We start from the raw sequence: 24,142 nt of genomic DNA, 5'->3' as shown, positions 1-24,142 counted from the left end.
ACCGTGAACCGTCCTGCGCCACTGCCGATCGGAGTTCGCGATGGTTGCCTCCTTCACGCTGGTTCCATCCCCGCCGTCGTCGCCTTCGGCTCCCGCTGGCTGTATGCCCGGCCAGGGCGGAGTTCCCGATTCCATTGTGGGTGAGCTGCTGTGCGGCTCCTGGGGTAACGACGCCACCGACGCTGTGTGGCGTCTTGTCCGCGACCGGTGGCCAATGATCCTCGCCGCTGTCGCGGCGCTCATCGGCGTACGGATCGGGTGGACGTGGTGGCGGCGGCACATCTGGCGGCGGCACGCTGCCGCCGCGCGGTGGCTGGAGATCACCCCGCCGGTGACCGCCACACCGGCCGCGACGGTCGGTCTGTGGCGGCTGCTCGCTACCGTGTTGCCCGCGCCTCGCCGGTGGGCGCTGCGTCCGGCCCGGCTGGTGTGGGAGGTCGCCGCCGACCCGGAGGGGATGCGCTGCGGGCTGTGGCTACCGCCCGGGGTCAACCCGACCGCCGTGGTGCGGCTGCTGCAACGCGGCTGGCCCGGCGCACGAGCCGAACAGACCCGCCCACCGGCCGTCCCGACGACCGGAGCCGTCGTTGCCCTCGCGGTCTGGCCCACCCAGCCAGAGTGGCTGCCCCTGGTCGAGGACGCCACCCCACCGCGCCGAGGCGTGGACGCGGGAGCACCGGAAGAAGACCGGCTGCGAGCCGTCTATGGCGGGCTCGCCTCAGCTGGGCGTACCGGCGCCGCAATCCTGCAAGTTCACCTCGGCCGGGCACCGGCTCATCGTCTGCGGGTGCTACGCCGGGCGATGACCAACCCGCAACGCGCCCGCCGCCCCCGTGGGGCATCCCGCGCCGTCGGGCTGCTCGCCGATGGGCTGCACATGCTGATCATCGGCGTCTTGAACATCTTCACACCCAGCCCGTCGAGCCCGAAGCGGCGCAGCAATCCGGCCGACCCGTACACCGCCGAACTGGCCCGGCAGGCGCGCGCGAAGTACGCAGACGCACCTCACCTGCTCGTTGCCGTACGCACGGTCGCCGCCGGTCCCACCAAGGCCGCCGCGTCCGCTGCCGCTGCTGATGTCTGCTCCGGGTTCGGATTGCTGTCGGCGCACTTCACTCGCCGCCGACTACGGCGCGGCGCGGTCGCGGCGGCCGATCGATGGATGTCCGAGGCCCGGATGAGCCTCGTCTCTGTGGTGGAAGCCGCCGCCCTCGCCGGGTTGCCCGCCGAGCCGGCCGTCTACGGCCTGCCTGGTGCGGCGTCACGCCGCCGGGCCGCCACCCGCGACATCTTCCGGACCTGCGGTGGGGTGATAACCCGCCGCTCAGCGACGCAGGCAGAGCCTGGTGCGACCGAAAACGACGACCCGCCAACCGCCTGGAGCACTCCATGAACAAGACCAACACCACGGCACCCGTGCACACCTCCCACCCGGACAGCCGCAGGCTGAACTTGGTACCACTTGATGAGCGGCACGGCCTCGGCGGCAAAGTCATCGGTGTCGCCAACGCCGGACCGCCGATGCGGGTGGGGATCTCCCTGCCCGACTGCCGCTACCACCTGCATGCCCTCGGGCCCACCGGCACGGGCAAGACGACACTGCTGCTGCGGATGATCCTCGACGACGTCGAGGCCGGGCGCGGCGTGGCCGCGTTCGACCCGGCCAAGGGCGACCTCATCCGAGACCTCCTCGCCCGGCTACCGAAGGACTGTGGTGACCGCCTGGTCCTCATCGACCCGGACGAACGAGCCGCGCCACCGGGGATCAATCTGCTCGACCCGGCCGTGCACGGCGGCAGTCCGCACGACGTGGCCGCGAACCTCACGGCGGTGATGGCGACGGTGTGGTCCCGCTGGTGGGGCCACCGCACCGCCGATATCTGCTACCACGGCCTGCTCACCCTCGCCCACATCGAAGGTGCCACCCTCACCCAGCTACCGCGGTTGTTGTCCGACTCCGAGTGGAGGGCCGCGCGGGTGGACACGGCCACCAGCAGGTTGAACGCATGGGAGGGCAACACCCTCGGCCAGTTCTGGGAAGGCTTCAACGAGCTGCCCGCCACGCAGCGCTCCGGCCTGATCGCCCCGCTGCTGTCCCGACTGCGCCTCGTCCTCGCTCACCCGATGGCGAACAGCCTGTTTGGGGTGCCGGCCACCACGTTCTCCTTCGCCGACATCCTCGACGGCGGCGTTCTGCTGGCCCGCTTACCCAAGGGAGTTCTCGGCGAGGACGGCACCCGCCTGGTCGGCTCCCTGCTCCTGGCCGGGCTGTGGCAGGCCACCACCGCCCGCGCCCGCATCCCCGAAGACGACCGCCCCGACGCCATGATCGTGCTGGACGAGTGCCACAACTTCCTGCACCTGCCCATCGGCATCGATGACGCCCTTGCCGAGGCCCGCGGCTTGCACACCTCGTTCGTCCTGGCGCATCAGTACCTCGGGCAGCTGTCGGGGGACATGGTGGAGGCGATCGACGCCAACGCGCGGAACAAGGTGTACTTCGCCCTCGCCCCCCGCGACGCCATCGACCAAGCCCGGCACCTGCGGCCCTATCTGGACGACGGGGACCTGATCCGCCTCGGCGGCTACGAGGTTGTCCTCCGCCCGGTCGTCGGTGGCCGGGTCGTCCCACCGGTCACCGCCGACACCGAGCCCCCGCCGCCGGCCATCGCGGGGCGTGCCGGCGAGCTGCGCCGCGCGGCCCGAGATCACACCGGCCTGCCGGTGAAGCAGCGGCGGCGGCTACTTGCCGAAGCCGCTACCGCCACGGCCACCACCGAGTCTTCCGTCCCGGTCGACGCTGCGGTCAGTGACCTGGTGGGTCGCAACACCTTCGCTGCTCGGGGCGAGGGGTCTAACGAGAGGTCTAACGAGCGATCTAACGAGGAACGCAACGACCACGAGCAGCCGGGTGAACACGCCCCTTGAACACTTCGTACGCGCACGTGGACGGGGGTGAGGAGGACCGGTGGACCGGAACCGACTGATAAGAGATATCCCTCCTACCCGCACATCTGCCACCGGCAGTCTGCGCCTCACGGCGTCCGTCGTGGCCGCCGAACTCGGCCGACTCACGCCCCGAGATCGGCTCCTGCTCGACCTGCTCGACCAGCACCGGACCTTCACTACCGATCAGCTTGTCGACCTGGCCTTCGGGTCGGTCGGTCGTGCCCGTAACCGCCTCAACACCCTCCACGGCAGAGACATCCTCGACCGGTTCCGGCACTACCACCGGCCTGGCTCACAAGCGTGGAGGTGGACCCTCGGCCCGGTCGGCGCGGCACTGCTGGCGGCCGGACGCGGCGAGACGCTGCCCCGTCCGGCGGCCGTACGCGACGCCACCGCCCGACTCGCCATGTCCCCGACCTTGGCTCACCTGCTCACGGTGAACGGGTTCTTCGTGGCCCTGACCGGCCATGCCCGCACCCGCCCCGGCGCGCGGCTGGTCAGGTGGTGGAACGAGGCACGCTGCCGGGAGGCGTGCGGCAACCTGGTCCGCCCGGACGGGCACGGCGTGTGGGCCGACAACGGCCGGACGCTGCCGTTCTGGGTCGAGGTCGACCTCGGTACGGAGACGTTGGGCCGGGTGGTGGGCAAGCTGACCGGCTACGCCGCACTACCGCCCCGGCGGGCGTACCCGGTGCTGTTCTGGCTACCCACCGCCGCCCGTGAGACCAACCTGCACACCCACCTGCGCCGGGTCGGGGTACCGGACGGTTTGACCGTCGCCACCGCCGCCGCCGACCATGCCACCTCATCCGGCGGCCCGGCGGGGCCGGTCTGGCGCATCCTGGGGCACCCCGACCGGGTGAGTCTGGCTGACCTACCCGCACCGGGCGGGGGTGGTGCGTCGTGGGACGGATAGCGCTGTGGGTCGCGGTGGGGGCTGCTGGGGCATTGCTGCTGCTCACCTCCGCTACCGCCGGGGTCGTCTCGTCGGTGTTCGGCGGGGGTGGGGCCGGGGGTGACGGCGCGCCGATCAGCGCCTCCGGATGGACTCGCCCGGTGGTGGGCACGGCTGGTTCCGGCTTCCGTACCGCCGATCGGCCCGGCCACGACGGGGTCGACATCATGGCCCCGAAAGGCACCGTCATCCGTGCCGCCTCCGACGGCGTGGTGGTGCGCATACGGTGCAACGTCGGCGGTGAGTCATGGGAACCGACGGGCGCGCCGATGCCGTGCGACAGCGACGGGTACCCCGGCCTCGGCGGGTGCGGCTGGTACGCCGACATCCGCCACGCTGGTGACATCGTCTCGCGCTACTGCCACATGGTCCGGCAGCCGACGGTAACGGTCGGGCAGACGGTGATCGCCGGGCAGCCGATAGGCCACGTTGGAAGCTCTGGAAACTCCTCCGGCCCCCATTTGCACTACGAGATCCACGAAGGCGGCAACAATGAGGTTGACCCGGTGCCGTTCATGCGGCAAAGAGGCGTAGTGCTGTAAAGCCGTGAAGTGATTTTCCCGCACCATGTGAATGCGCGTCCGTGGGGTGCGGTGACCGTCGCGCGTCTGGGTTTGCCGGACGCGTGGCGTCATGGTCGACATCCCGAAAGCCGGTACCACGTAAGACGGCGTATGCGGGTCGCACCCGTGCCGACCCTGTTCGGGGTGGGGAGGTGCGCCGAACATGGCGCAGCGTCGAATTGGGGCCGTTTAATGGCGCACCGTGCGGCGGTAAGGGTTTCCGGATGGGAGGATGGAAGCGGCGTTGTGTCGCCCCCGGTAAAGAGTCTTGGGTGGCGGGGTTGACAACCATTGGTCATCGAGCGTCCATGGACGTGGGCAACAAAAACCGCCCCGGCGAAACCGCAAACAATACGCATCACGCGTACGCGGAATCGCTGTTTGTCGACCCCTTTTTGTGGAGGTGTATTGCCATGACCGCGAACATCGTTCTGACCCCCGGCACCGACGAGGCCCGGTCCGCCGTCGTCGAGGCGCTGCGCGAGCACCCCGGCGTCACCGCCCGCAAGTTGGCCGGAACGGCGAACCTGCCGCTGCCGGTCGTCACCGAGGCGCTCACCGCCATGGAAGCCGCCGGTACCGCCACCCGCACCCCCGACCCGACCAAGGGCAACCGCAAGAGCGCCGACACGTTCGAACTCGCCACCACGACTGACGACACCCCGGCCGCCGAGGACGCCCCCGCCACCACCGACGAGCTGACGCCCGACGACGCCCCGGCCACCACCGACGAGCCGACGCCGTCCGACGACGCCCCGGCCACCGGCCCGGCGGAAGCGGCCGACGAGGCGACGCTGCCCGAGGCCCCGGTGTCCGGCGCGCCCGTGTCCGGGGCACCGGTCGGGCCGCGCCAGCCCGACCTCAAGGTGTTGATCATGGCCGGTGTGCTCGGCGGGCACCCGGACGGCATCACGGCTGACGCGGCGATCGGCGAGAGCGGTCTGTCGGTGGCGATGGGTGACACGATCCTCGCCGCGATGGAGGTTGCCGGTGCCGCCCGTCGCCTGCCGGTCACCGAGGACGGTGACGAACTGTGGGTGATCGGGGACGGTGACCTCGCCACGGTGGACCCGGCCAACGCGCCGACGCACAGCACGTGCCCGACGTGCGGGCACACCCGCAAGATCCGCCGTCCCTCGGCCCGCCGCGCCACCGGCACCGGTCGCACCACGGGTGAGATCAACAGCGACGGGTCGGTCAAGTTGGGCAAGAACGAGTTGCGTAACCGGGTCGAGGCGTTCATGCGTGACCTCGGCCCCGGCCACGACGTGACCCCCGGCACCGTCGCCCGTGAGATCGGCGGACGCAGCCCCGGAGCGGTCCGCAACGGCATGGAGAAGCTGACCGGGTTCGGGGTGCTGGTCCTGACCCGTGAGGCCCCGGAAACCTACGCCCTCGCGGACAACCCGCCCGCTCCGACCGCCGAGGTCCGCGCGTTCATGGCCCCGCCGCAGACCGACACCACCCCGCCCGCCGGTGACGAGACCAGCACCGACGAGGCCACCGCCGCGCCGGTAGCGGCCTGACCTACCGCCCCGCCGGGGCCGGGCAGCCTGCCCGGCCCCGGCAGCCGCACGCCCAACCCACCAGCCCCAGACGGAAGGAACAGACCATGACCACCCACCACAACCACCCCCACGGCCCGACGGTCACGCCGGGGTCGCTGCGCTGCCCCGAATGCGGCGAACCCGCCCGGCCCGCGCCGCCGCGTCGCTGGCCCCTCGACGGATTCGCCCCACGCCCAGCCACATCCCACCACGACGGCACCCCGCTCTGCCCGGTGCCCGGCCCCCACGGCTCACAACCCGTCGAACCGATCGCCACACCGACGCAGGCACGGCTGACCATCTGGCAGGCCGTCCGGCAGTCCTGGCTCATCCACCCCGATTGGACGGTCGCCGATCACCTCGCCTGGCTCAATGACGAGGCGTACGACACCGGCACGCTGACCGGCGACCCGGCGGAGGTGGTCGGCCGGTGGCTGGCTGAGCACCGCCGTACCGCCTTGATGTCCCGGCCCGCCGACGAGGCACGCGTGTACATGGTTGCCGGTGGCGACCGGGTGGCCTGTTCGACTCGGCGCACGAGGCGGGCGTCATGGCCGTGACGATGACCGGTGCGAACCTCGAACCGGAGACCTTGTGCCTGACCGAGGCGCAGTGGGAACAGGCACACGCGGTACTGCGGTCGGAATTTCCGTACGTCACCGTGACTGACGCCCGGACCGATCGTGCGGCCGGTGCGTCGTGACCGGCATCGCGCCCATCGGCCCGCCCGCTGACCGGCCCGATATCCCGCCGTCGCTGGCCGCGCGTCCCCACGACGCGCGGCGCGGCCTCCCCATCCCACCGGTCAACATCCACCCCAACCCCGGCGGCGGGTCGCATGTGGACTTCACCACGATCAATACCACCGTCTCGACCCGCCTCGCCGTCGAACGGCGGTGCTCGTTGTGCGGTGAGCCGATGGGATATTGGGTGGCGTTCCTCGGCGGACCTCGCGCGGCTGAGCTGATGCGTTACTCGGACCCGCCGGGGCACCGCGAGTGCATGACCGCCGCCCTATCGCTGTGCCCGCATCTGGCGCTCGGTCGGCACCGCCGCGCCCGTGCTGACCGGCCCGGGGCGGGCATCATTCCGCCGGGGTCGCACGGTGACAAACCCGACCGGTACCTGTTGGGCATCACCCGCGACTACCGAACCCGGTTCATCCCCGAGCACGGATTCACCGTCTACCTACCATCCCCGTTCAAAACCGTCCGCACGTACGTGTACGGCCCGGACGGGCGCATTCGCCCGGCCACCGACACCCGGTAGGCCACACCCAGCGGCGGGCGTCAGATTCGCCGCAGAAACCTCGATCGACTCGAACCGATCGTCTTGATCGGCCGATGGAGGTAGGAAACATTGTTATTGGCGGCGCGGCCCGGGGTCGCAACCCCCGGCCCGCCGCCCACCTGAACACCACAACCGGAAGGGGTGCCACCGTGGCACACGAACTCGAAACCCTCGCGAACGGTCAGACGGCGTTCGCCTCCGCGCGGTTGACCGCCTGGCATCAGCTCGGGACCGTCACCGAGGCGTGCATGACCGCGCAGGAGGTCATGAGCAAGGCGTGGCTCGGTGGCTGGGAGGTCCGCAAGATCGCCCTTCAGGGCATCGAGGTCACCGAGCGGGGGGTGACGAAGGTCGACTGCCCCGACAAGTACATGACCGTGCGCACCAACCCCGTCACGGGTGAGACCGAGTACCTCGGCGTGGTGGGCGAGGACTACTCGGTTGTCCAGAACGAGCAGGTCGCCGAGACGCTCAACCTCCTGGTCGACGCCTCCGGCGCGCACTTCGAGACCGCCGGCTCTATGCGTAAGGGCCGCTCGGTGTTCGTCACCATGAAGCTACCCACCGCGATGCGCATTGCCGGGGTGGACGACATGGACTTGTACCTCGCGGCCACCACCTCGCACGATGGCACCGCCGCGCTTCGCCTCGATGCCACTCCGGTCCGGATCGTGTGCGCGAATACCCAAGCCCTTGCCTACCAGCGCTCGCGTGCCTCGTACACGTTCCGGCACACCTCGAACGTCACCAGCAAGATCGCCGAGGCGCGGCAGGCACTCGGGCTGATGTGGAAGGCGTTCCGCGACTTCGAGACCGAAGCCGAAAAGATGATCAACGAGTCGTTGACCATGGGCGAGTTCGAGAAGATCGTCGCGCAGGTGTGGCCCCTCGCGGACGACGCCTCCGACACCGCGCGCAACAACGCGAAGCAGCGCACGAACACGTTGCGGTACCTCATCCGGGACGCGGACACGCAGAAGGCGGTCAAGGGCACCCGGTGGGCCGGCTACCAGGCCATCACCGAGTACGTCGACCACTTCGCCCCGGCCAAATCCGACCTCGTCCGGGCTACGCGGGCGCTGACCGGTGCCGGTGTGGACCTGAAGGCCCGCGCGTTCGAGTTGCTGGCGGTCTGAGGTGGGCCGGCATTGGGGCCGGGCCACCACGCCCGGCCCCGGTACCGGCGGACACCCCGCCACCGGTACCGCATCCGTCCCCGCCTCGCCCGCCGCTGCGGCTTCGCCGGCACCGGAGCCCGCCGCTACGCCTCTGCACGCTCCGGCGCCGACGGCCACCTCGATGATCGCGCTGGCCAACCGAGTGTGTGCCCACTTCGCGGCGGCTGAGGTCGCCCACGCGATGGCCGAACACTCCGCCACCCACGCCGAACACGCTCACCTGACCGCTCGCGCCGAGCAGTGGGACGCCCTCAGCAGCGAGCAGTGGAACCAACTCTGCTCGGCGATCTGGGCGACGGCACCCGAAGGAGCCCAGGTCGAGCGGTTCCTGCCCGTCCGGCCACTGACCAACGGCCACGTCGAGCTGCACGTCCACGACAGGCAGGGCCGCCGCCTCGTCGTGCTGCTCACCGGCGCGCAGGCCCTTGCCGTGGGCGCGCACCTGACCGCGTACGGGGCGATCAGCCTCGACCGCATCGGCCAGAAACTCGACCCCGGCCTACCGCACGTGAAGGCCGCCCCACCGTTCCCCACGGGCGGGGGGACGGCATGGCCACCGGCCACCGCCGACGGTGCCGACGGGCCACCGGCCGCCCATTCCTGACCGCCGCGACGTGTGCCGCGCGGCCACGGTCCGACCCCGGCCGCGCGGCACCCCCAGGCGACACCCCTTCGACTCGCTGACGGAGTACCCGATGAATCCAGACCGACTTTTTGATCTTGCCGCCGAGTTCGCTCACGCCATCGGCAACGCCGAGCGGTTCCACGCCCGCGCGGCGGTCGCCACCGGCGACGACCGCGCCGCCCACCAAAAGGCGGCGTCGAGGTGGGAGGCCGCCGCTGCCCGCCGCCGCGAGCACCTACGCGCCGCACTCCGCGAGGCGCTGCGCGGCACCGTCAAGGCGGTGCCGGACGAGCGGCTGCCGGTTGCGACCTGGCAGCCGGGCCGCGTCGAGGTCCGCGCCACCACCCTCGACGGCACCCGCACCGTGCGCGTGCGCTACACCCCGGCGCAAGCCGCCGCTGCCGCAGTCGCGCTCATCGCCTGCGCCGCCATCACCGACGACCCGGATGGCAGCACCCTCGCCAGCATCCTCCCCGCCTTCCCACCCACGCCGCCCAGCGACGAGCCCGCAACTGACGAGCCCGCGACCGACGAGGGGAGGCCGGCATGACGCCGCCGATTGATCCGCCGGAGGACACAGGCGGCCTCGGCGACGGACAACGCACCCTCAACGGCCCGCAACTCGCGGACGCCCTCGCCCTACTCGGCCCGGTCGACCCCGTCTGCGCCGAGGTGATCACCCGGCTCAACCTGCGCGTCTACCCCGGCGAGTCCGGGGATCGCACCGCGTACGTGGTGCTCGACGTGCACGGCGTCTCCATCGGCGTGAAACGCCGCGCCGGTGACCTCTACCTGCACGCCGACACCACCGAGACCGACGACCGCCTCATCGCTCTCGAGGTCAACGGCGGCGGCGAGATCGACCACCCCACCAGCTAGCCCTCACCCTTTGAACGGAGTTGTGATGTACCGGTCCCTGGAGTACGGCGACACCGCCCGGGTGATCAAGCCGACCGACCCGGTCGAGTACCGCCTCGGCACCGTCACCGACGTCGACTATTCCACCCCGCACACCAGCTATGCCCGCCGCTACACCCTCCGGTTTCCCAACGGGGCCGAGCGCACCTACCCGGCCGCAATGGTCAGGCGAGCCACCCGGGCCGACGACCGCGCCGCCCTGGAGGCCACGCTCACCTCCGCGTGCGTGGCGTTGCGCTTCGCCTGCCGCATCGCCCACGACTACGACGCCGACCTCAGCAGCGGAACCGCGAGCCTGCTGCGGCGGGTGGTCGACCTCGCGAGCCTGCGTCTCGGTCTGACCCTCGACCCGGCCAACCCCGCCTGGCCGCAGCACACCCACAACCAGGACGAAGGCGACCAGTGATGCCATCGCACACTCCGCACCCCGAGGAATCCGCCCATGGCCCCGAGGCGGTAGCCCTCGACGCGAGCACGGCGCCGATCCCGGAGTCGTTCTACTGCCGCCGCTGCCGTCGCGCGCTCAACATCCGCCTCAACAACCTCGGCATGATCGTCGAGTACCTGCACGCGGCCGAGCAGCGCGGCCAGCAAAGTGACCACCGGCCCGAGCCCGCACCGCTCACCGAGATTCCCGACCCGATCATCGAGTGCGACTTCTGCTCCGCACCCGGCGCGGCCTGGATCTACCGGTGCGCGAACCAGGTCACCGACGTCCGCCGGGTTACCGCACAGGTGGTCGCCGTGGGCGACTACCAGTCTCGGCACCACGCGGCGCGGGTACGCCGCACCGACACCGAGCACGCATTCACCCAGGCGTGGGGCGAACGCTGGTCGGCGTGCCAGGGGTGCGCCGACCTCATCGAGGCCCGGGACCTGTATGGGCTGATCGGCCGGGTGGTCGAGTCCCTGCCCGCGAAGCTCACCCGAGGCAAACACCTGATGCGCACCCGGGGCCAACTCCACGAACGGTACTTCGACGTGTTCCACACCCTCGCCTCCGGCCGAGGTCGCATCGCCCCCGGCCACCCGCTCGGCATCTGGACCCACCAGCCGGGGCAGGCACCATGACCCCCGACACCGGGCGGCACGAATGGCTCGCCTTCACTCACGCGAAGGCCCGCCGCCGGATGGGGCCGGTGTGCGGCGCAGCCGACGTGCCGTTGAGCCGTGTCACCGAGGACCCGCACCTCGTCACCTGCCCCGACTGCGAGGGGCTGGCCGACATCGACGCGCTCCCGGACGATGCGACAGCGGGTGACCCACAGGCTATCGAATTGCTGCGGGAGGCGAAGCGCGGCAACTGCCGCAAGATCGACGGGGTGCTGGTGGACGCGACCACCGCCGCCGCGATCCTGACCGTGTACGACGCGCTGAAACCCCCCACGCGCGCGAAACTGGCCGCACTGCGCATCGACCACATGGCACAGGTGGCATGGAAAGTGCTAAGTCCGCCGAGGTAACCAGGTTGGGTCGGTGGCCGGCGGGCACACCCGAGGGTGCGCGCAACCCCGACCGGCCACCTCGCCCACCCGGGTCACCTGCGGACCACACCGCTTCTACCCGAGACAGGCGTATGGCCGATCCTACGGCCCGAGTCACACCCACCTCGGTCACGCGGGCCCCGCTCCCAGCTAGCCGGAGGGGAGGATGAACGACGTGGCACGACGCATCATCAACGGACGGACCGCCCTCGACCGGACCGGAGTCGCCGCGCACACCGGCGCGGCCTACACCACCGTCAACCACTGGCGCCGCCACCGCGCCCGGTTCGGCTTTCCACGCGGCTTCGCGCACGACGGCAGGGAGTGGTTCTGGCTCGACGACATTGAGGCGTTCCATTCGGCGCACCTGGCGGCGAAACGCGCCGAGCTGACGAAGGTCGACCGCCGCGGCGACCCGGAGGATTTCCTAGGGTCGGGCGCGGCGGCGAGGGTCCTCGGGTACAGCTCGTACCGCAACCTGCCCGATACCCTGCTCGACAACCCGGACCGGGTCGAGGAACTGTCGGACGGGCGGGTCCGTCGCCTGTGGTATCGGCGCACGGTGTGGGCCGTCGCGGATGCCCGTACCGGGAGGCAGTCCACCGGCCGTACCCCCGGCACGACCGGTGCCCGCAAACCGCACCCGTACGCCGACGATCCTCGGCTCCAAGTCGCCATTACGTTGCTGGCCGAGGCCGACGCCGCCGGGCAGGATCGGCGCGGGCTCGGTGTGACGCTCGCCGGGCAACTCGACATCACTGAGCGCACCGCCCAACGCCTGCTCGCCGCTGCCGTCGCTTCGAGCGGGTAGACGGCAAGAGCGTTGACGGGTGTCGCCCGGCCCGCCGTGGCGGGCCGGGCGACCTGTCTTGCGCGCACTCAGTCTTCGTCGTCGGCAGCAGCCCGGGGCGTCGGCACCTCGATCAGGTAGCGCAGCACACCGTTGACGTCGGTGTCTCGGTTGGCGGCCGTGCGCTCCAACACGTCGTACACGGCAGCGTCTACCTCGACAGTGCGGCGCGTGGATGGCTGGTCAGTCATGCGTGGTTCCTCCTGACAGCGTTCGTCGTGGTGTCCGGTCGGGCACCCCGGCCTATCCACGCCGACCTCCACGCGCCGATCAAGACCGCCCACCGTCGCGGGCCGGGCCGGGGACACGGCTCTGTGGTAAAGGCAAACGACGAGGCCGGGGTCGCTAGAGCTGGGCAGTGGGGCGGGAGCCGTTGACCGATCGCGTCTCCTGTCGAAGGGCGGCGAGCAGCTCTGATACCGCGCTGTTGCGTATCGAGTGGCCGTTGCTGCGTAGCCGGCGTGCGAGGGCATCACGGCTGACGGTGTGACCTTCACGGATTAGCTCGTCTCGGGCGGCGCGGGCGGCGGGCAGTAGCGGCACGAGATCCGCAGCGAGGTCTACGTCCTCGTCCGCGTCGTCTTCGACGTCGGGCAGGTCATCCCCGTGCAACGCACTGTCGGGAGCGTGATTGAGCCTGGTGTCGCCCGAGCTGGGGTCGGCGGCTGGGCGCTGGTTGGGTTCGCGTACAACGTCGAGGCGCGGCGTGTCGGCGTCGGTGCTGTGGCGTTCAAGTGCCGGAGGTGGGTGTGCGGGTCCGGCGTCACCTGGCTCCGGCGGCTGCTGTACCGACGCTGGGGCGGCGGATGCGGTCGCCGTTGTGGCAGGTGCCGACGTTGTCTTCTCGGCTTCCCGGCGGCGGGCGGCCAGTTCTACCAGGGAGACCGACGCGACGATGATCAGTCCGTCCACGGAGAGGGGGAGGAGGTAGGGCACGGTGCCGGTTTCGCCGTAGTGGGCAACGACTCCTACCATGTGGTGGTAGCTGATCCAGGCGGCGATGGCGGCGATGGCGGAGGCGGCGACGATCCGGATGACGCCGAGCGCGCGGCGGTGGACGGGTACGCGCGTGACCAGCTCGACGGTGATGAGTAGGGCCAACGGTGGCCATGCGGCGATGGCCTGGGAGATCGGGTTCGCCTGGGCGTGCAGGATGTTCGCGGTGACTGAGGCGGCGACGCCGAGGGCCAGTGTTGCCCGGACAGCCCATTGCATTCGGATGAGTTGGGCGTTGGTCATGGCCGTGCTCCGCTGACGGGGGTGATGGGTCGGAGTTGGCGTTCGGCGACGCGGCGGGTGGCCTGTGATGGTTCGGCGTCGCCGAGGTCGGCGAGGCGTTCCTCCAGCCGGCGCAGGGTTCGCCGGACGGCGTCGGGGCGTCGCTGTCGTCCGTGGATGCGCATGATCCGCTGGTATAGCTCTTCATTGACGGGGTCGAGGCCGGCGGCGCGTTCGAGGGCGGCGACCGCCTGGTCGGGGTGGTCGGGTTCGAGGATCTCGGCGATGCGGGCGTGGGCGGTGAGGATCTGGTGGCGGTAGCTGGTGGCGTAGTCGGTGGCCCAGGCGTGGTCGTGACCTTCGGCGAAGTCCGCTGCGTACAGCTCCGTGGCCCGGCGTAGCGCAGCGAGCGTCGTCGCCTCGTCGTCGCTGCTGGTGGCTTGGTCGATGGTGGTGAGCATCTGCCAGAGGTCCACGGTGACGGTCTGCGGGTCGAGTTGGTATCGGCCGGTGGCCGGGTCGTAGACGATGAACATTGGCTCGTCGTGGCCGGTGGCGGCGCGCAGCACCCGCCGGGCGGAGGTGATGTCGGTGCGGACGCGTTTCACGGCGGCGGCCGGGTCGACGTCGGGGTGCAGGGCGGCGGCGAGCTGGTCGAGGGTGCGACCGGCGGGGTGAGCAGCCAGGACGGCGAGCACGGTGTAGGAGCCGCTGCGCATTCCGGTGGCGATCGGACCGGCGTCGGTGATGACGGTGACCGGGCCGAGCACCCGAAGCCGGACCAGGGCCGCCGCGTCCTCGGACTGGGCCGGCACCGGCTCGGCCGCCTCGACGGTCACCGCGGCGGGCAAGGTCTCGGCGCGTGGGTCGTCGACGTCAGCGCCGGCCTCGGGACGGGCTAGCGCGTCGGTGAGCATGGCGAGGACAGCGGCGAGGTCATCCGCGCCGAGAGTGGACAGCCGGGCCACCTGGTGCCCTCCGTCGCCGGTGACGGTGCCCTCGGCGGTGATCTCGATAGTGGGAATGCCGTCGTGCGGGCCGAGGATGACCGAATGCAGGTCCAAGGCGGCGCGGTGGGCGGCGACGGCTTCGAGGCGGGCGGCGTGCCGGGTGGTGGACTCGATGAGCAGCACGTACGGCGGTTGCGTCTCGGCGTGATCGCTGCGGGCGTTGAGGTCGGTGATCGTGTCGGCGTCGAAGGTGTCCAGCAGCCGTCTACGGCCGATCATCTCCTCTTCGGCGTGGGTGATGGCGGCGGCTGTGTCGGCGAGCACGACGAGTCGTTCTCCGTCGTAGGCGGTGCCGTCGGGGTCCAGCCCGACCGCCGGGGCGTCCTCTGGCAGAAGCCGGGCGAGCAGGCCCGTGGTCGTGACGACCACCGGCCGTAGAACGGCGGTCTCGGTCGCGTTGGTGCTCAGGACGGCGGCGAGGATGGCACGGGCCGCCGGGACGGCTCCCTGACCGTGCAGAGCGATACCGGGGCCGGGCAGGTCAAACAGGCTCATCTCGGTCGCGTCGGGGCCGACACCGACCGGTGCGGGCACCGCCGGTGTGGCGGGCCGGTGGTCGCCGCTGCCGGTGCCGAGGTGGCGGCTGCCGATCATGTCGACTCCGGCCAGGGATCGCGGCATCGGGGAGGGCTGCGGCGCGACGCTGGGAGACGCTGCGACGGTGAGCCGGGCACGGCGGCGTCGTTGCAGGCGCAGCAGTGTCGCGACGGCGGCGATGGCGGCGGCCAGGCCGAGGCTCATCCAGCCCTGCGTAGGCAGGGCGATCCCGGCATCGTCAGGCTCGTCCTGGGATGTATCGGTGCCGGGTACGGGTGTCGGCTCATCGGGTTGGTCGTCGGGCGTGCTGGGTGCGGTGGTGCTCGGCGGTAGCGGGCTCGATTCTGAACTGCTGGGGGCTGGCGTGGCGCTGGGCGGCGTCGTCGGTGGGGCAGACTCGGTGGCCTCCGGTGTGCTGGCGTTGGGGCCGCTGGTGGCAGAGGTCTCGGAGTCGGGCGCTGGGGTGGTCTGGCGGGCGGGCAGGGCGAGGGTCCAGCCGACATGGATCTCGTCGGGGTCGGTGAGGGCGTAGCCGTTGGCCTGGGGGTGTCCTTGGTTGAGGGTGTAGATCTCCCGCCACCGGGTCGCGTCATCGAGGTGCGTGGCGGCGAGGTCCCACAGGGTGTCTCCGGCGGTGACGTCGATGGTCCTGGCGGGGTTTCGATCTGTGGCGCGGGCGTCGGTGTGGCCTCGGACGAGGGCGGGCGGGGTGGTGGGACGGGTGAAATCCCTTTGGCTGTCCAGGGTTTCTGGAGTCGGTACGGCGGGGGTTGTCGGGGGCGAGGTGACCGCGAGTCCTAGCCGGGAGGGTGCAGGGCAGGCCGGCGGGGTATCGCGGATCGGGGCGTCGTCGGAGGTTGGTGGTGTCACCGCAGGGGGATCGGTATCTGCTGCGGTGTGGCCGTGCGCGGTGGCGGGAAGGGCGGCGGTGGTGACGGCGGTGGTACCGAGCAGCGTCGCCGCGAGTGCCTGCAAGGGGCCGGGGAGGTGCAAAGTGAGGTGCCACCGCAGGCGGGCGGCGAGGTACCGGTAAGTGTGACCGGCGACGGCGGTCATGAGGAGTACCCACAGCAGCCAGGCGCTGGTATACGCCAGCAGGGTGATGAAGCCGGTCGTCAGTGGCTGATGCACCCACGCCTGAAGCCGGTCCGTAGATAGCTCACCGATGGTGAACCAGCCGGCCTGGTAGAGCAGCGCTAGGGGTGCCAGCGCAAGAACAGCGGTGGCGGTGCGTACGACTGCTGTCGAGGCGCGCTTCTCCATGGCCCCTCTCCCTCCGGCGTCGCAGCGGTTGATGAGACAGACCGTAGGAGCGTTGTACGCCGCCGCAGTGGGTGAAGGACCTGACAGCACCTCACACTTCCTCACACCACCTCACAACCGCAGGTCACAGCGTTATGGGCCATGCCACGCCCACGCAGCCCAGCGGGCAATGGGTAGCGGCATGAGACTCGGCCGTCGCCGGGCGCGTCGCGCTTTGTTCGGCAATCCCGCGTTTCTCGGTCATGCGGTGGCAGGGAGTGTCCGTACGAGCCTGTTCCGGCCAACCGCTCCGATTTTCTGGGGACTGGTGGGATCGGCGGACGCTTCTTGGCATGTTGTTTTGAACCCACCTCGGCGGGCGTGGCGGCCGTAGCCAGCCGGCTAACTCGACCCGTGCTTGCCGTACCGCGTGGGCCGGTGGGAAGCCGGTCCGCTCCGCAGTCGCGTCCATCCGGCGGCAGCCAACAACTCCGAGCGAGGCGCAGCGCCTCGGGTGCCCATTCCGCGATATTCGTCCGCGCTAGCGGATGTCGGGTTCAGTGCTCGTCGAGGTGCGGACGCGCACCCGCTTGGCCGTGGAACTGCGGTGGATAGCTGCAACTGGACGGTGAGACTGGCGGCGCACGGAGCACCGTCGGCGCGACCAGTCGAATTGTCTCCCGGTAGTACGACCAACGCGGGCATCCCAGCAGCAGACGATGAACAACTACCGGCAATTCCCTCGCCGGCCACAGTTCCTCCGACCGAGGGACTATGGCCACAGCCTCCATCGTGGCCTGTCGCCGCTTTTCACTGTCTGCCGCCTACGATGTGGGGCGGCGGCGCCGGGACTCAATGGCCTGGATGAGCCGTGTTACGCCCTGCACGGAGACGCCATCGCGCATGTCTACCCCATTCCGGCGCCGCACGAAGTCGGGAGCGGTGGAGAGATCCGCGCCGGCGAGCAGGACGGGGATGATTAGCGCTTCCGCGCGGTCGATTGCGAGGTCCAGCTCCTGGGTCTGCCATTGCGACTCGCCGGTGCGCGGCCCGACGCAGAAGAGCAGGACACTTGAAGAACGCAGGGCGCTTGACAGCGTCTCCTGCCAGTCCGCGCCGGGACTGATGTGCTGGTCGAAGAAGATTCGCAGACCAGCCTGGGATAGCCCCTCGACGATCTGGATGGCCTCGCGGCGGTTTTCGGACTCGTAGGACACGAAGGCGTCGTACTTAACGCTGACCTCGGACGTGTCCAACTGAGAGAGCCGCTGCTGGGCGAAGAGGAAGCTCACGCTCGCCCCCCGTAGTACCGGATCAGTCAGCCACTCGTGGCCGTGCACGCCCTTCAGCAACAGCCGCAGCTCTGGATCGGATAGCAGTTGCGTCGCCACCGTCGCGGCCGGGCCGGTGCCGGCCGCATGTGCCGCGTATGAGTCGGGCGTCCAGGTCTTCACCGCCTTGGCGACCTCATCCGATGTGGTCAGTGCGTCGAAGACCTCCGGCCATCGGTGTTCCAGGCAACGGGTCACGGCGAAGAATCGAATCGGGATGCCACCCGGTTCGACGAAGCCGGTGAGGTCCTGGCTGATCGCGTAGTCGATGAGGATGTTGTTGACGAACCGGATCAGTGCACGCGGGTTTCCTCCCAGCGCTTGTGCCACCACCGGCAGCACCGGGTCGAGCTCTGCAGCAACCGTCATCGGTTGGTCGGCGAGCAGCAGCTTACAGAAGGCGCCCATCCGGCCCGTTGACGGCGGGATGTGGAACGGCAGCTGGACGATCTTGTCAAGGTAGAGTTCACCCTTGAAGTCCGCGATGCCGTACTCCTCGGTGTAACGGTGCTGCAGATATCCCTCGATCACCTTGCGGGCGACGCCGAGCACAAAGATGAAGCCGGGCTGGGCGAGGACCAGTTTGATGCTCTCGAGTAGTCGGATTGCCTGGTCCGGAAAGCAACGGTCGAGGTCGTCGATGAGCACGACGACCCGTAGCGTGTCTTTGAGTTTCGTCTTGTCCAGGCTGTTGAAGGCTCCGAAGTAGAGGCTGCGGTCGAGTAGCGGGTCAGGCGTGAGCCGCTCGTCACGTTCGATCATATCTTTGGCGACGAAAGACGCTTCCACCTCGGCGAAGCCTGGTACCTTCACCTTCGACTTGGCCGAAAACCCGTACGCGATCGCCCGCAACGACCGGACGAGGCGCTTGCCGGCCGCCCCGAAGTTAGCGGCAAATCCCTTGTGTTTTTCCAGCGCCTGCACAATTGTGCCGACGAGCGGGATGATCGGGTGCTCTTCCTGCTCGTATCGCCAGGCGTTGAACCATACGGTCACCACGTTTGGGTCGTCGGCGAGACGCCGCTCGATCAGGCGCATGAGGCTCGTCTTACCGGTGCCCCACTCGCCGAAGACGCCGATCGTGAACGGGCCGCGCGTGTTCGTCGCGGCGCTGGCCAGGATTCGGGAATAGGTGTCGAAACCGAGTCCGTCGTCGTTGCGGGTATGGGCCTCGCCGATTGCTTGGTCGGGGATGAGACTGAACTCCATCCGGCACTCCCATCGAACCGTCAGCCGCGCGGGTGAGGACACTACCAAGCCGGGGCGGTGAGCGGCATGGGCGTCACCTACGGGCGATCCTGGTTCGACCGCCTTCGGGGAACGGCGGCCGACGGGGAGCGACGTGCGGCGGTCGGAAGTTGGTGCGCTGGCAACTGAAACGACCTGCTCGAACATGGAAGCGCCGCGAGCGTCACAGCGGCAGCCGGACGGGCTACTGCTGGATGGTGGGCGAGAGATGGTGGGTGATGGTGTCGTCGAGGCCGGCGCGTGTGAGGGTTTGTCGGTAGTGGTCCTGGAGTTCGGTGGCGGCCTCGTGGTCGCCGAGGGTGGTGAGGGCGCGGCTGGCGTGCTTGTGTAGGTCGGCGTTGTAGGGGTCGATGCGGATTCCGGCCTGCAGTAGTTGGAAGGTGTGGTGCGAGTCAGGTTCCGCGGTCGCGAGGGAAACGCAGATGTCGATGATCCGTCGACGAATCGCTTCGCGGATGGGGCCGAGCCAGGGCCAGGTGCGCGTGGCGGCGAGGTCGGCGGGGTAGGCGTCGAGGACGGCCTGCCAAGCGGTGTGGGTGTTGATGTGCGTGGTGGTGGCGTGGTGAATGGCGGCGTTCAGGTGCCACAGGTCGACGTCGACGTGTGCGGGGTTCAGGCGGTAGCGGTCGTCAACGTGGTCGATGACGTGCAGGCCGCAGGCGGCCCGGACGCTGCCGCGTACATCGCTGAGAGCGGTATAGAGCCGCCCGGTGAGGGAACGGCGGGGCAGACCTGGCCAGATGGCGTCGGTGAGTTGTGCGGTGTTGGCGCCGGTGGGGTGGGTGGCGAGGTAGACGAGGATCTGGAGGGCGGCGCTGCGGCGGACGGCGAAGGGCTCACCATCGACGAAGAGTTGCGGATCTCCGAGGACACGCAGGTGTAGCCGCTGGCGGGGCTTCGAGGGTTGGAGGCGGGGTTCGCGTCGGGTGACCTGTCGTGGCAACCGCAGGTCCGTTGACCCTCCGTCGGGCAGGGAAGCGCGCGGGGCGGCTGGTGACGGGTCGGGCAGGGCGATGATGGCGAGCAGGTCGGTGGCTGCCATCTGGTCCAGGACGCACAGCCGTGGTCCGGTCGCATGGGTGTGGCGTGGGTGGTGCAGGTTGCCCGCTGAGTCGGCGTGCCAGGTCGGGCCAGCCGGCCACTGCCCCAACGCGACCACAACGGCAGCGGTGGCGACGCTCGCCTCGACAAGGCGCTTCATCTGGGGTTCGTCGCCGTCATGTTCGTCGAGCAGCACGATCCGCCGATGGCTGGCCGTACCTGACGGGGCGTCTTGGCGCTGCGTGTTGGCGTGCGGATCAGCGCAGTGGTGGGCGGCGTGGACGAGCTGCGCGGCTTCGTCGAGGTTGTCTGCGATCGTGAGCGGCAGGCGTCGGCCGAGTGTTTCTGCGGCGGGTCCGAGGAGGCTGGCAAGGGCTGCCTTGGTGGTGATCAGGGATGTCGTGGGATGGTGCTGCCCGGTGAGGAGGGCGGTGACCAGCAGTCCTCGACCGACGGACAGCGCGCCCGGTCCGGTGAGACCCACGCCGCCGGCTGGCAGGGCCTCGACGCCAGTAGTAATCCCGTCCGTCGGCGTCGGTGGGGTGGGGTTGTCGGCGAGCGCGGCCTGCACGGCGGTGACGGTGGGAGGCAGCGGGGCGAGGTCTGCATCGTTGCGGCTGGCGGGGCCGGGTTGGTAGTCGCGGCGGCGGCGTAGCCATACCAGTGCTGCGGCGGCAGCGACCTGCTGGGCGACGTCGCGGGGCAGCCAGCCACCGGATACCCCGATCCCGTCATCGTGTGCGGCCTCGCCGTGATCGTCCGGGCTGGCCTTGTCCTGAAGCGTGACCGGGCCCGACGACACCGGGTGCGGTGGGGCGGTGGGGAGGGCATTGGTGGTGACGCCGAAGGCGGCTGCGCCGGCCATTCCGCTGGCCGTTGCCTGCAATGGCGTCGGCAGCGGCAGCCGCCGCAGCCATGCCGAGGTCTCGCGGAGGCGGATCAGTATCCGGACGGCGACGGTGTAGGTGAGCATCAGCCAGACCAGCCATGCCGCGATCGTCAGCGCGGCGGTGAGCGTCTGCTCGGTCAACGGCTGCTGCACCCATGCCCGCACCTGCGCCGTGCTCGGCCAGCCCTTCATAGGTGGGCCGATGAGGGTCAGTAACACCAGCGGCGGACCGGCCAACAGCGCGAGGAGGAACAGGAGTGATATCAGCTGCCGTGGCCAGCGCACCTCATCCACCTCCGAACGGAGGCCGGACGGATGCCGCGGTGGCGGTCGTGGGATGGACGATGCGCGTCCACACTCGGGCCGCCCACCACAGCGCCACGGCGATGGTGTAGCAGACGGCGAGGATGCCGGTGGCTTGCGTGCTGACGATCGCGGCGCTGATAACCGCCACGGGTGCGGCCAGGATGATGCGGAATATCAGCGGTGACACGAGTGCCATGACGATCCCGGCGCCCAGGAGCAGTCCGCCGACCCGGCCGGCGAGGTCGACCCACATCACCATGTGCGGCCATCGGGGAGCGGTCAGTGAGTACTGGATCAGACCCATACCGAGGGCGGCGGTGATGATGGAGCCGGTCGGTGCGGCCAGCAGCGCGGACCAGCCGCCGTGCGGGGTGCGCCATTGGCGGGCGGCAACTACTGCCATTACCGTCGCCAGAACCGCGATGGGGAGGATCGGCCACAGCGCCCAGCGCAGGAAGCTACCGACGGCAAGGTTGAAGTACTGGCTGGTGATGACCGCGTAGAGGCCGGCGATGGCGGCCCCGAGGGAGACGGCCGCGAGTATGCCGATACTGACTTTCCCGCCCTCGGTGCGGATGTCCTGCGTGGGGCTGCGCGCAGCGATCAGGGAACCGAGGACGGTTCCCGCCGCGAGGCATGCCAGCAGGGCGAACACGGCCGCCATCGCCAGCCCACCCCAGTTGAAGTCGACCCAGTAGTGCGGGCTCAGGACGCTGTTGCGCTCGGCGGTCACGATGCACTGCCAGATCAGCGCCAGCGACGCGAAGCCTGGTACCGCGATCCCGATAGCTCTGCGTATCGGCGGCACTGGCACGTCCACCGCAGCCGCTGTGCCGGGGTTCGCGGAACCGGCCTCGGCAGCGCCGAACGCCGCGACGAGTTGAGGCTCGGTCACCATGGTCGGCGTGATCCCCGTCTGATCGGCGATGGCCGAGTCCAGGCGTGGTAGGTGAGCGCTGCCGCCCACGCAGTAGATCCCCGCCAGGTCGCTGGTGGCGAGCTCGGCGGCGGCGATGGTTTGCTGCGTCAGGTCCGCGACGCGTCGCACCACGGGTCGGGCAGCGTCGTCGAGCATGGCGCGGTTCGCGATGACCGGCGGCTGGTCGGCGAGCGGTACCGTGACCGCCGGGTACGAGATCAGAGCCTCTTTCGCCACGCGTACGCTCTCCGCCGCAGCCCATGGCGCTATGCCGTCAGCCGAGATGTCCCGACCGTTCGTCAGCGTCGCTGTCAGGGTCGAGTCGACGCTGGTGCCGCCGGCCGTAGGGTCAGCCAGAGTCGCGAGTACCTCGAAGCCCGTCGGCCGCCGACGTAGCACCGTTACCTCAGCTCCCGCGCCGACGTCACACACGACAATCGACGACCCCACCGGTAGCCGCACACCGGTCGCCGCCAAGTGTTCGGCCACCGCCACCGGGGCCTCCACCAGACGGGGCTGCGTCAGACCCGCACGGTGGGCGACCTGCCGCATCCAGGTACGCCGACGCGGCCCCCACTCCGCCGGTACCACCAACCGCACATCCCGCACCGGCTCACCAGCGACCTGTTCGGCTTCAGCTGCGGCCCGGCGCAGCGGTGCCGCAGCCAGCTCCACCGCCTCCACCCGCGTCCTGTCGACCACCAGGTCGCCGTCGGCGGGACGACGTGGGCTCGGCACCAACCTGCCCGGCTGCTCCTCGGCGGCCTGCCACGCCTGCTGTCCCGTCCACACGCGCCCATCGCTCGCCACGTACACGGAGCTTGGCAGGAACGGCACACCATCGAAGGAAAGGACCGAGGCGCGACCGTCAGCCCACGCCAACACCGCCACGGTGCTGGCACTACCGCAGTCAATCGACAGCCGAACGTCTGCCGCCCCCATCGACATAGTCAAACATGAGGATCACGCTCACGTCACCTGTCGATCACTCACCGGAAGCAGATCAGGCGGCGAGTACCACTCGGTCCTCCGGCGTTACGCTCAGCCGACTTACGCCAACGGTGCTGGACTCACGGCACGTCGCATCGATCGATCCGATGGTGGCTATTGGTCGTCCGGCCCAATCCAGAACAGACCCCGCTCGGCCCCATCTTCGGCGTATTCGAGCACGATGAGCCAGCCGGGCCGCGCATCGGGAGGGCGGATTCCCAGCGTCAGCGCGTGGGCGGTCAGTGCGGCGGTGTCGAGGCTGTGCGCCCGCTCGTGCAGGTCCGCCACGGCGGCTTCGTCGCCCTGGACGGGGTGCTCGTCAGCCTGGATCATCGGTGATTCCTTCCCCGGTTCCATCGAACAGCCAGACCCGTACGCCCCCGTTGGGGCGTACCTGGTAGATGGTCAACCTATAGCCTGCCGGCAGCGTGGCCTTGATGTTCTGGGTGCAGCCGTCATCGCCGAGGCAGGGGCGCATGTTCGTGTAGAGCACAGCGTGCCGGACGCGGTGTCGGCGCATGTGCGCGGTGGCGTTGGACTCGATATGCGTGATGAACCGAAGAGACGGCAGGGGAGCAGCGAGTCCTGTGCCGGCTCCGGTGTCCCCGGGTCCGACCAGCGGGGTCAACGGTCGCCCGTCGGTGTCGTACAGCCGTCCTGTGGCGACATCGCGTCCGACGTGGGGTCGGATCTCGTCGATTGCCGCCTTCTGTGGCCGGGTCTGGGTAACAGCGGGTGCGATCGAGTCGGCGGGTTCGCCGCCGGCGACGCCGGCTTTGGTCCCGGTGATGATGCCGACGTACGACGCGACGGCTTCCTCGGCACCGTGGGCCAGTTGCGCCCCCTCACGTAAGCGCTGTCCGCCGGTGGCGAGGCGGGCGAGGGCCGCTCGGGCGTACGGGTTGGTGGAGGTGCCGATCACTGTGGCCAGTCGACGAGTGGCCTCATCGACTTGGCCGGCAAGGCTTAGGGTTTGCTGCCGCTGCTTGCTCAGGTCGACGCGGATCGCGTTGAGCCGTGCGACGACATCGGCGATCAAGGACAACGCCCTA

Annotated in this window: 23 protein-coding genes and 1 pseudogene; 16 read left to right on the top strand and 8 right to left on the bottom strand. The window is 69.9% G+C overall.

The genetic code is table 11. From position 1 onward, the window contains the following. Positions 1–136 precede the first annotated feature (136 nt). The 16 genes and pseudogenes from O7601_RS25490 (at position 137) to O7601_RS25415 (ending at position 12,320) form a co-directional block, all read left to right on the top strand. Positions 137–1,393, top strand: coding sequence for a hypothetical protein (locus O7601_RS25490; protein WP_281563621.1), 1,257 nt, complete (start codon positions 137–139; stop codon positions 1,391–1,393). Continuing rightward, the gene (locus O7601_RS25485) at positions 1,390–2,928 is read left to right on the top strand and encodes a type IV secretory system conjugative DNA transfer family protein (RefSeq protein ID WP_281563620.1); all 1,539 of its coding nucleotides are present in this window, start codon (positions 1,390–1,392) and stop codon (positions 2,926–2,928) included. Before O7601_RS25490 ends, O7601_RS25485 begins: the two co-directional genes overlap by 4 nt. 121 nt (positions 2,929–3,049) lie before the next feature. Beyond that, positions 3,050–3,865 (top strand): replication-relaxation family protein, encoded by an 816-nt coding sequence (locus O7601_RS25480; RefSeq protein ID WP_281563619.1) that lies wholly within the window; start codon positions 3,050–3,052, stop codon positions 3,863–3,865. A 101-nt stretch (positions 3,866–3,966) separates the two neighbouring features. Next, positions 3,967–4,446: pseudogene (locus O7601_RS25475) on the top strand (M23 family metallopeptidase); the annotation flags it as partial. Between the two features lie 434 nt (positions 4,447–4,880). Then, the gene (locus tag O7601_RS25470) at positions 4,881–5,993 is read left to right on the top strand and encodes a hypothetical protein (RefSeq protein ID WP_281563618.1); all 1,113 of its coding nucleotides are present in this window, start codon (positions 4,881–4,883) and stop codon (positions 5,991–5,993) included. Positions 5,994–6,079: 86 nt separating this feature from the next. Further along, positions 6,080–6,574 carry a hypothetical protein gene (locus tag O7601_RS25465; RefSeq protein WP_281563617.1) on the top strand — a complete coding sequence of 165 codons (495 nt, stop codon included), beginning with the start codon at positions 6,080–6,082 and terminating at the stop codon, positions 6,572–6,574. Then, entirely contained in the window at positions 6,565–6,717 is a 153-nt protein-coding gene (locus O7601_RS25460; protein ID WP_281563616.1) for a hypothetical protein, read from the top strand. The genes O7601_RS25465 and O7601_RS25460 overlap by 10 nt, the downstream gene beginning before the upstream one ends. Continuing rightward, on the top strand, positions 6,714–7,283 hold the full coding sequence (locus tag O7601_RS25455) for a hypothetical protein (RefSeq protein ID WP_281563615.1): 570 nt from the start codon (positions 6,714–6,716) through the stop codon (positions 7,281–7,283). The genes O7601_RS25460 and O7601_RS25455 overlap by 4 nt, the downstream gene beginning before the upstream one ends. A 170-nt stretch (positions 7,284–7,453) precedes the next feature. Continuing rightward, positions 7,454–8,440: a DUF932 domain-containing protein gene (locus O7601_RS25450; protein WP_281563614.1), complete on the top strand. Its 987-nt coding sequence runs from the start codon at positions 7,454–7,456 to the stop codon at positions 8,438–8,440. Between the two features lie 163 nt (positions 8,441–8,603). After that, the gene (locus tag O7601_RS25445) at positions 8,604–9,086 is read left to right on the top strand and encodes a hypothetical protein (protein ID WP_281563613.1); all 483 of its coding nucleotides are present in this window, start codon (positions 8,604–8,606) and stop codon (positions 9,084–9,086) included. A 91-nt stretch (positions 9,087–9,177) separates the two neighbouring features. Continuing rightward, a complete protein-coding gene (locus O7601_RS25440) occupies positions 9,178–9,657 on the top strand; it encodes a hypothetical protein (RefSeq protein ID WP_281563612.1) in 480 nt (159 codons plus the stop codon). Next, positions 9,654–9,986, top strand: coding sequence for a hypothetical protein (locus O7601_RS25435; RefSeq protein ID WP_281563611.1), 333 nt, complete (start codon positions 9,654–9,656; stop codon positions 9,984–9,986). The genes O7601_RS25440 and O7601_RS25435 overlap by 4 nt, the downstream gene beginning before the upstream one ends. A gap of 25 nt (positions 9,987–10,011) precedes the next feature. Then, a complete protein-coding gene (locus O7601_RS25430; protein ID WP_281563610.1) occupies positions 10,012–10,431 on the top strand; it encodes a hypothetical protein in 420 nt (139 codons plus the stop codon). After that, positions 10,431–11,096, top strand: coding sequence for a hypothetical protein (locus O7601_RS25425; protein WP_281563609.1), 666 nt, complete (start codon positions 10,431–10,433; stop codon positions 11,094–11,096). The genes O7601_RS25430 and O7601_RS25425 overlap by 1 nt, the downstream gene beginning before the upstream one ends. Further along, positions 11,093–11,488: a hypothetical protein gene (locus O7601_RS25420; RefSeq protein WP_281563608.1), complete on the top strand. Its 396-nt coding sequence runs from the start codon at positions 11,093–11,095 to the stop codon at positions 11,486–11,488. The genes O7601_RS25425 and O7601_RS25420 overlap by 4 nt, the downstream gene beginning before the upstream one ends. Positions 11,489–11,675: 187 nt before the next feature. Beyond that, a complete protein-coding gene (locus O7601_RS25415) occupies positions 11,676–12,320 on the top strand; it encodes a hypothetical protein (protein ID WP_281563607.1) in 645 nt (214 codons plus the stop codon). Positions 12,321–12,388: 68 nt separating this feature from the next. On the opposite strand, the gene O7601_RS25410 is transcribed toward O7601_RS25415, so the two are convergent. The 8 genes from O7601_RS25410 to O7601_RS25375 all read right to left on the bottom strand — a co-directional run bounded on the left by O7601_RS25410 (position 12,389) and on the right by O7601_RS25375 (position 24,135). Next, on the bottom strand, positions 12,389–12,550 hold the full coding sequence (locus O7601_RS25410) for a hypothetical protein (RefSeq protein ID WP_281563606.1): 162 nt from the start codon (positions 12,548–12,550) through the stop codon (positions 12,389–12,391). Between the two features lie 154 nt (positions 12,551–12,704). Next, the gene (locus tag O7601_RS25405; RefSeq protein ID WP_281563605.1) at positions 12,705–13,598 is read right to left on the bottom strand and encodes a DUF2637 domain-containing protein; all 894 of its coding nucleotides are present in this window, start codon (positions 13,596–13,598) and stop codon (positions 12,705–12,707) included. Continuing rightward, complete coding sequence (locus O7601_RS25400) at positions 13,595–16,387, bottom strand: BTAD domain-containing putative transcriptional regulator (protein WP_281563604.1); 2,793 nt, start codon at positions 16,385–16,387, stop codon at positions 13,595–13,597. Before O7601_RS25400 ends, O7601_RS25405 begins: the two co-directional genes overlap by 4 nt. Positions 16,388–17,190: 803 nt before the next feature. Continuing rightward, positions 17,191–18,906 carry a P-loop NTPase fold protein gene (locus O7601_RS25395; protein WP_028674704.1) on the bottom strand — a complete coding sequence of 572 codons (1,716 nt, stop codon included), beginning with the start codon at positions 18,904–18,906 and terminating at the stop codon, positions 17,191–17,193. Positions 18,907–19,129: 223 nt separating this feature from the next. Beyond that, positions 19,130–21,160, bottom strand: a complete 2,031-nt coding sequence (locus O7601_RS25390) for a hypothetical protein (protein ID WP_281563603.1) — start codon at positions 21,158–21,160, stop codon at positions 19,130–19,132. Between the two features lies 1 nt (position 21,161). Then, the gene (locus O7601_RS25385) at positions 21,162–22,910 is read right to left on the bottom strand and encodes an Hsp70 family protein (protein ID WP_281563602.1); all 1,749 of its coding nucleotides are present in this window, start codon (positions 22,908–22,910) and stop codon (positions 21,162–21,164) included. 294 nt (positions 22,911–23,204) lie between these two features. Further along, complete coding sequence (locus O7601_RS25380) at positions 23,205–23,423, bottom strand: hypothetical protein (protein ID WP_235944848.1); 219 nt, start codon at positions 23,421–23,423, stop codon at positions 23,205–23,207. Next, positions 23,410–24,135, bottom strand: a complete 726-nt coding sequence (locus tag O7601_RS25375) for a DddA-like double-stranded DNA deaminase toxin (RefSeq protein WP_253289479.1) — start codon at positions 24,133–24,135, stop codon at positions 23,410–23,412. The genes O7601_RS25380 and O7601_RS25375 overlap by 14 nt, the downstream gene beginning before the upstream one ends. Positions 24,136–24,142 lie beyond the last annotated feature (7 nt).

The organism is Verrucosispora sp. WMMD573, assembly GCF_027497175.1.
Classification (GTDB): domain Bacteria; phylum Actinomycetota; class Actinomycetes; order Mycobacteriales; family Micromonosporaceae; genus Micromonospora.
Note: the sequence above shows the minus strand (reverse complement) of the source record. Positions and strands in the feature narration are given on the sequence as shown.

Bases quoted from the DNA above. Each gene is read 5' to 3' on its own strand.
- O7601_RS25485 (WP_281563620.1), top strand. From the start codon at position 1,390: ATGAACAAGACCAACACCACGGCACCCGTGCACACCTCCCACCCGGAC.
- O7601_RS25470 (WP_281563618.1), top strand. From the start codon at position 4,881: ATGACCGCGAACATCGTTCTGACCCCCGGCACCGACGAGGCCCGGTCC.
- O7601_RS25465 (WP_281563617.1), top strand. From the start codon at position 6,080: ATGACCACCCACCACAACCACCCCCACGGCCCGACGGTCACGCCGGGG.
- O7601_RS25460 (WP_281563616.1), top strand. From the start codon at position 6,565: ATGGCCGTGACGATGACCGGTGCGAACCTCGAACCGGAGACCTTGTGC.
- O7601_RS25445 (WP_281563613.1), top strand. From the start codon at position 8,604: ATGATCGCGCTGGCCAACCGAGTGTGTGCCCACTTCGCGGCGGCTGAG.
- O7601_RS25440 (WP_281563612.1), top strand. From the start codon at position 9,178: ATGAATCCAGACCGACTTTTTGATCTTGCCGCCGAGTTCGCTCACGCC.
- O7601_RS25435 (WP_281563611.1), top strand. From the start codon at position 9,654: ATGACGCCGCCGATTGATCCGCCGGAGGACACAGGCGGCCTCGGCGAC.
- O7601_RS25430 (WP_281563610.1), top strand. From the start codon at position 10,012: ATGTACCGGTCCCTGGAGTACGGCGACACCGCCCGGGTGATCAAGCCG.
- O7601_RS25425 (WP_281563609.1), top strand. From the start codon at position 10,431: ATGCCATCGCACACTCCGCACCCCGAGGAATCCGCCCATGGCCCCGAG.
- O7601_RS25420 (WP_281563608.1), top strand. From the start codon at position 11,093: ATGACCCCCGACACCGGGCGGCACGAATGGCTCGCCTTCACTCACGCG.
- O7601_RS25415 (WP_281563607.1), top strand. From the start codon at position 11,676: ATGAACGACGTGGCACGACGCATCATCAACGGACGGACCGCCCTCGAC.
- O7601_RS25410 (WP_281563606.1), bottom strand. From the start codon at position 12,550: ATGACTGACCAGCCATCCACGCGCCGCACTGTCGAGGTAGACGCTGCC.
- O7601_RS25405 (WP_281563605.1), bottom strand. From the start codon at position 13,598: ATGACCAACGCCCAACTCATCCGAATGCAATGGGCTGTCCGGGCAACA.
- O7601_RS25400 (WP_281563604.1), bottom strand. From the start codon at position 16,387: ATGGAGAAGCGCGCCTCGACAGCAGTCGTACGCACCGCCACCGCTGTT.
- O7601_RS25395 (WP_028674704.1), bottom strand. From the start codon at position 18,906: ATGGAGTTCAGTCTCATCCCCGACCAAGCAATCGGCGAGGCCCATACC.
- O7601_RS25380 (WP_235944848.1), bottom strand. From the start codon at position 23,423: ATGATCCAGGCTGACGAGCACCCCGTCCAGGGCGACGAAGCCGCCGTG.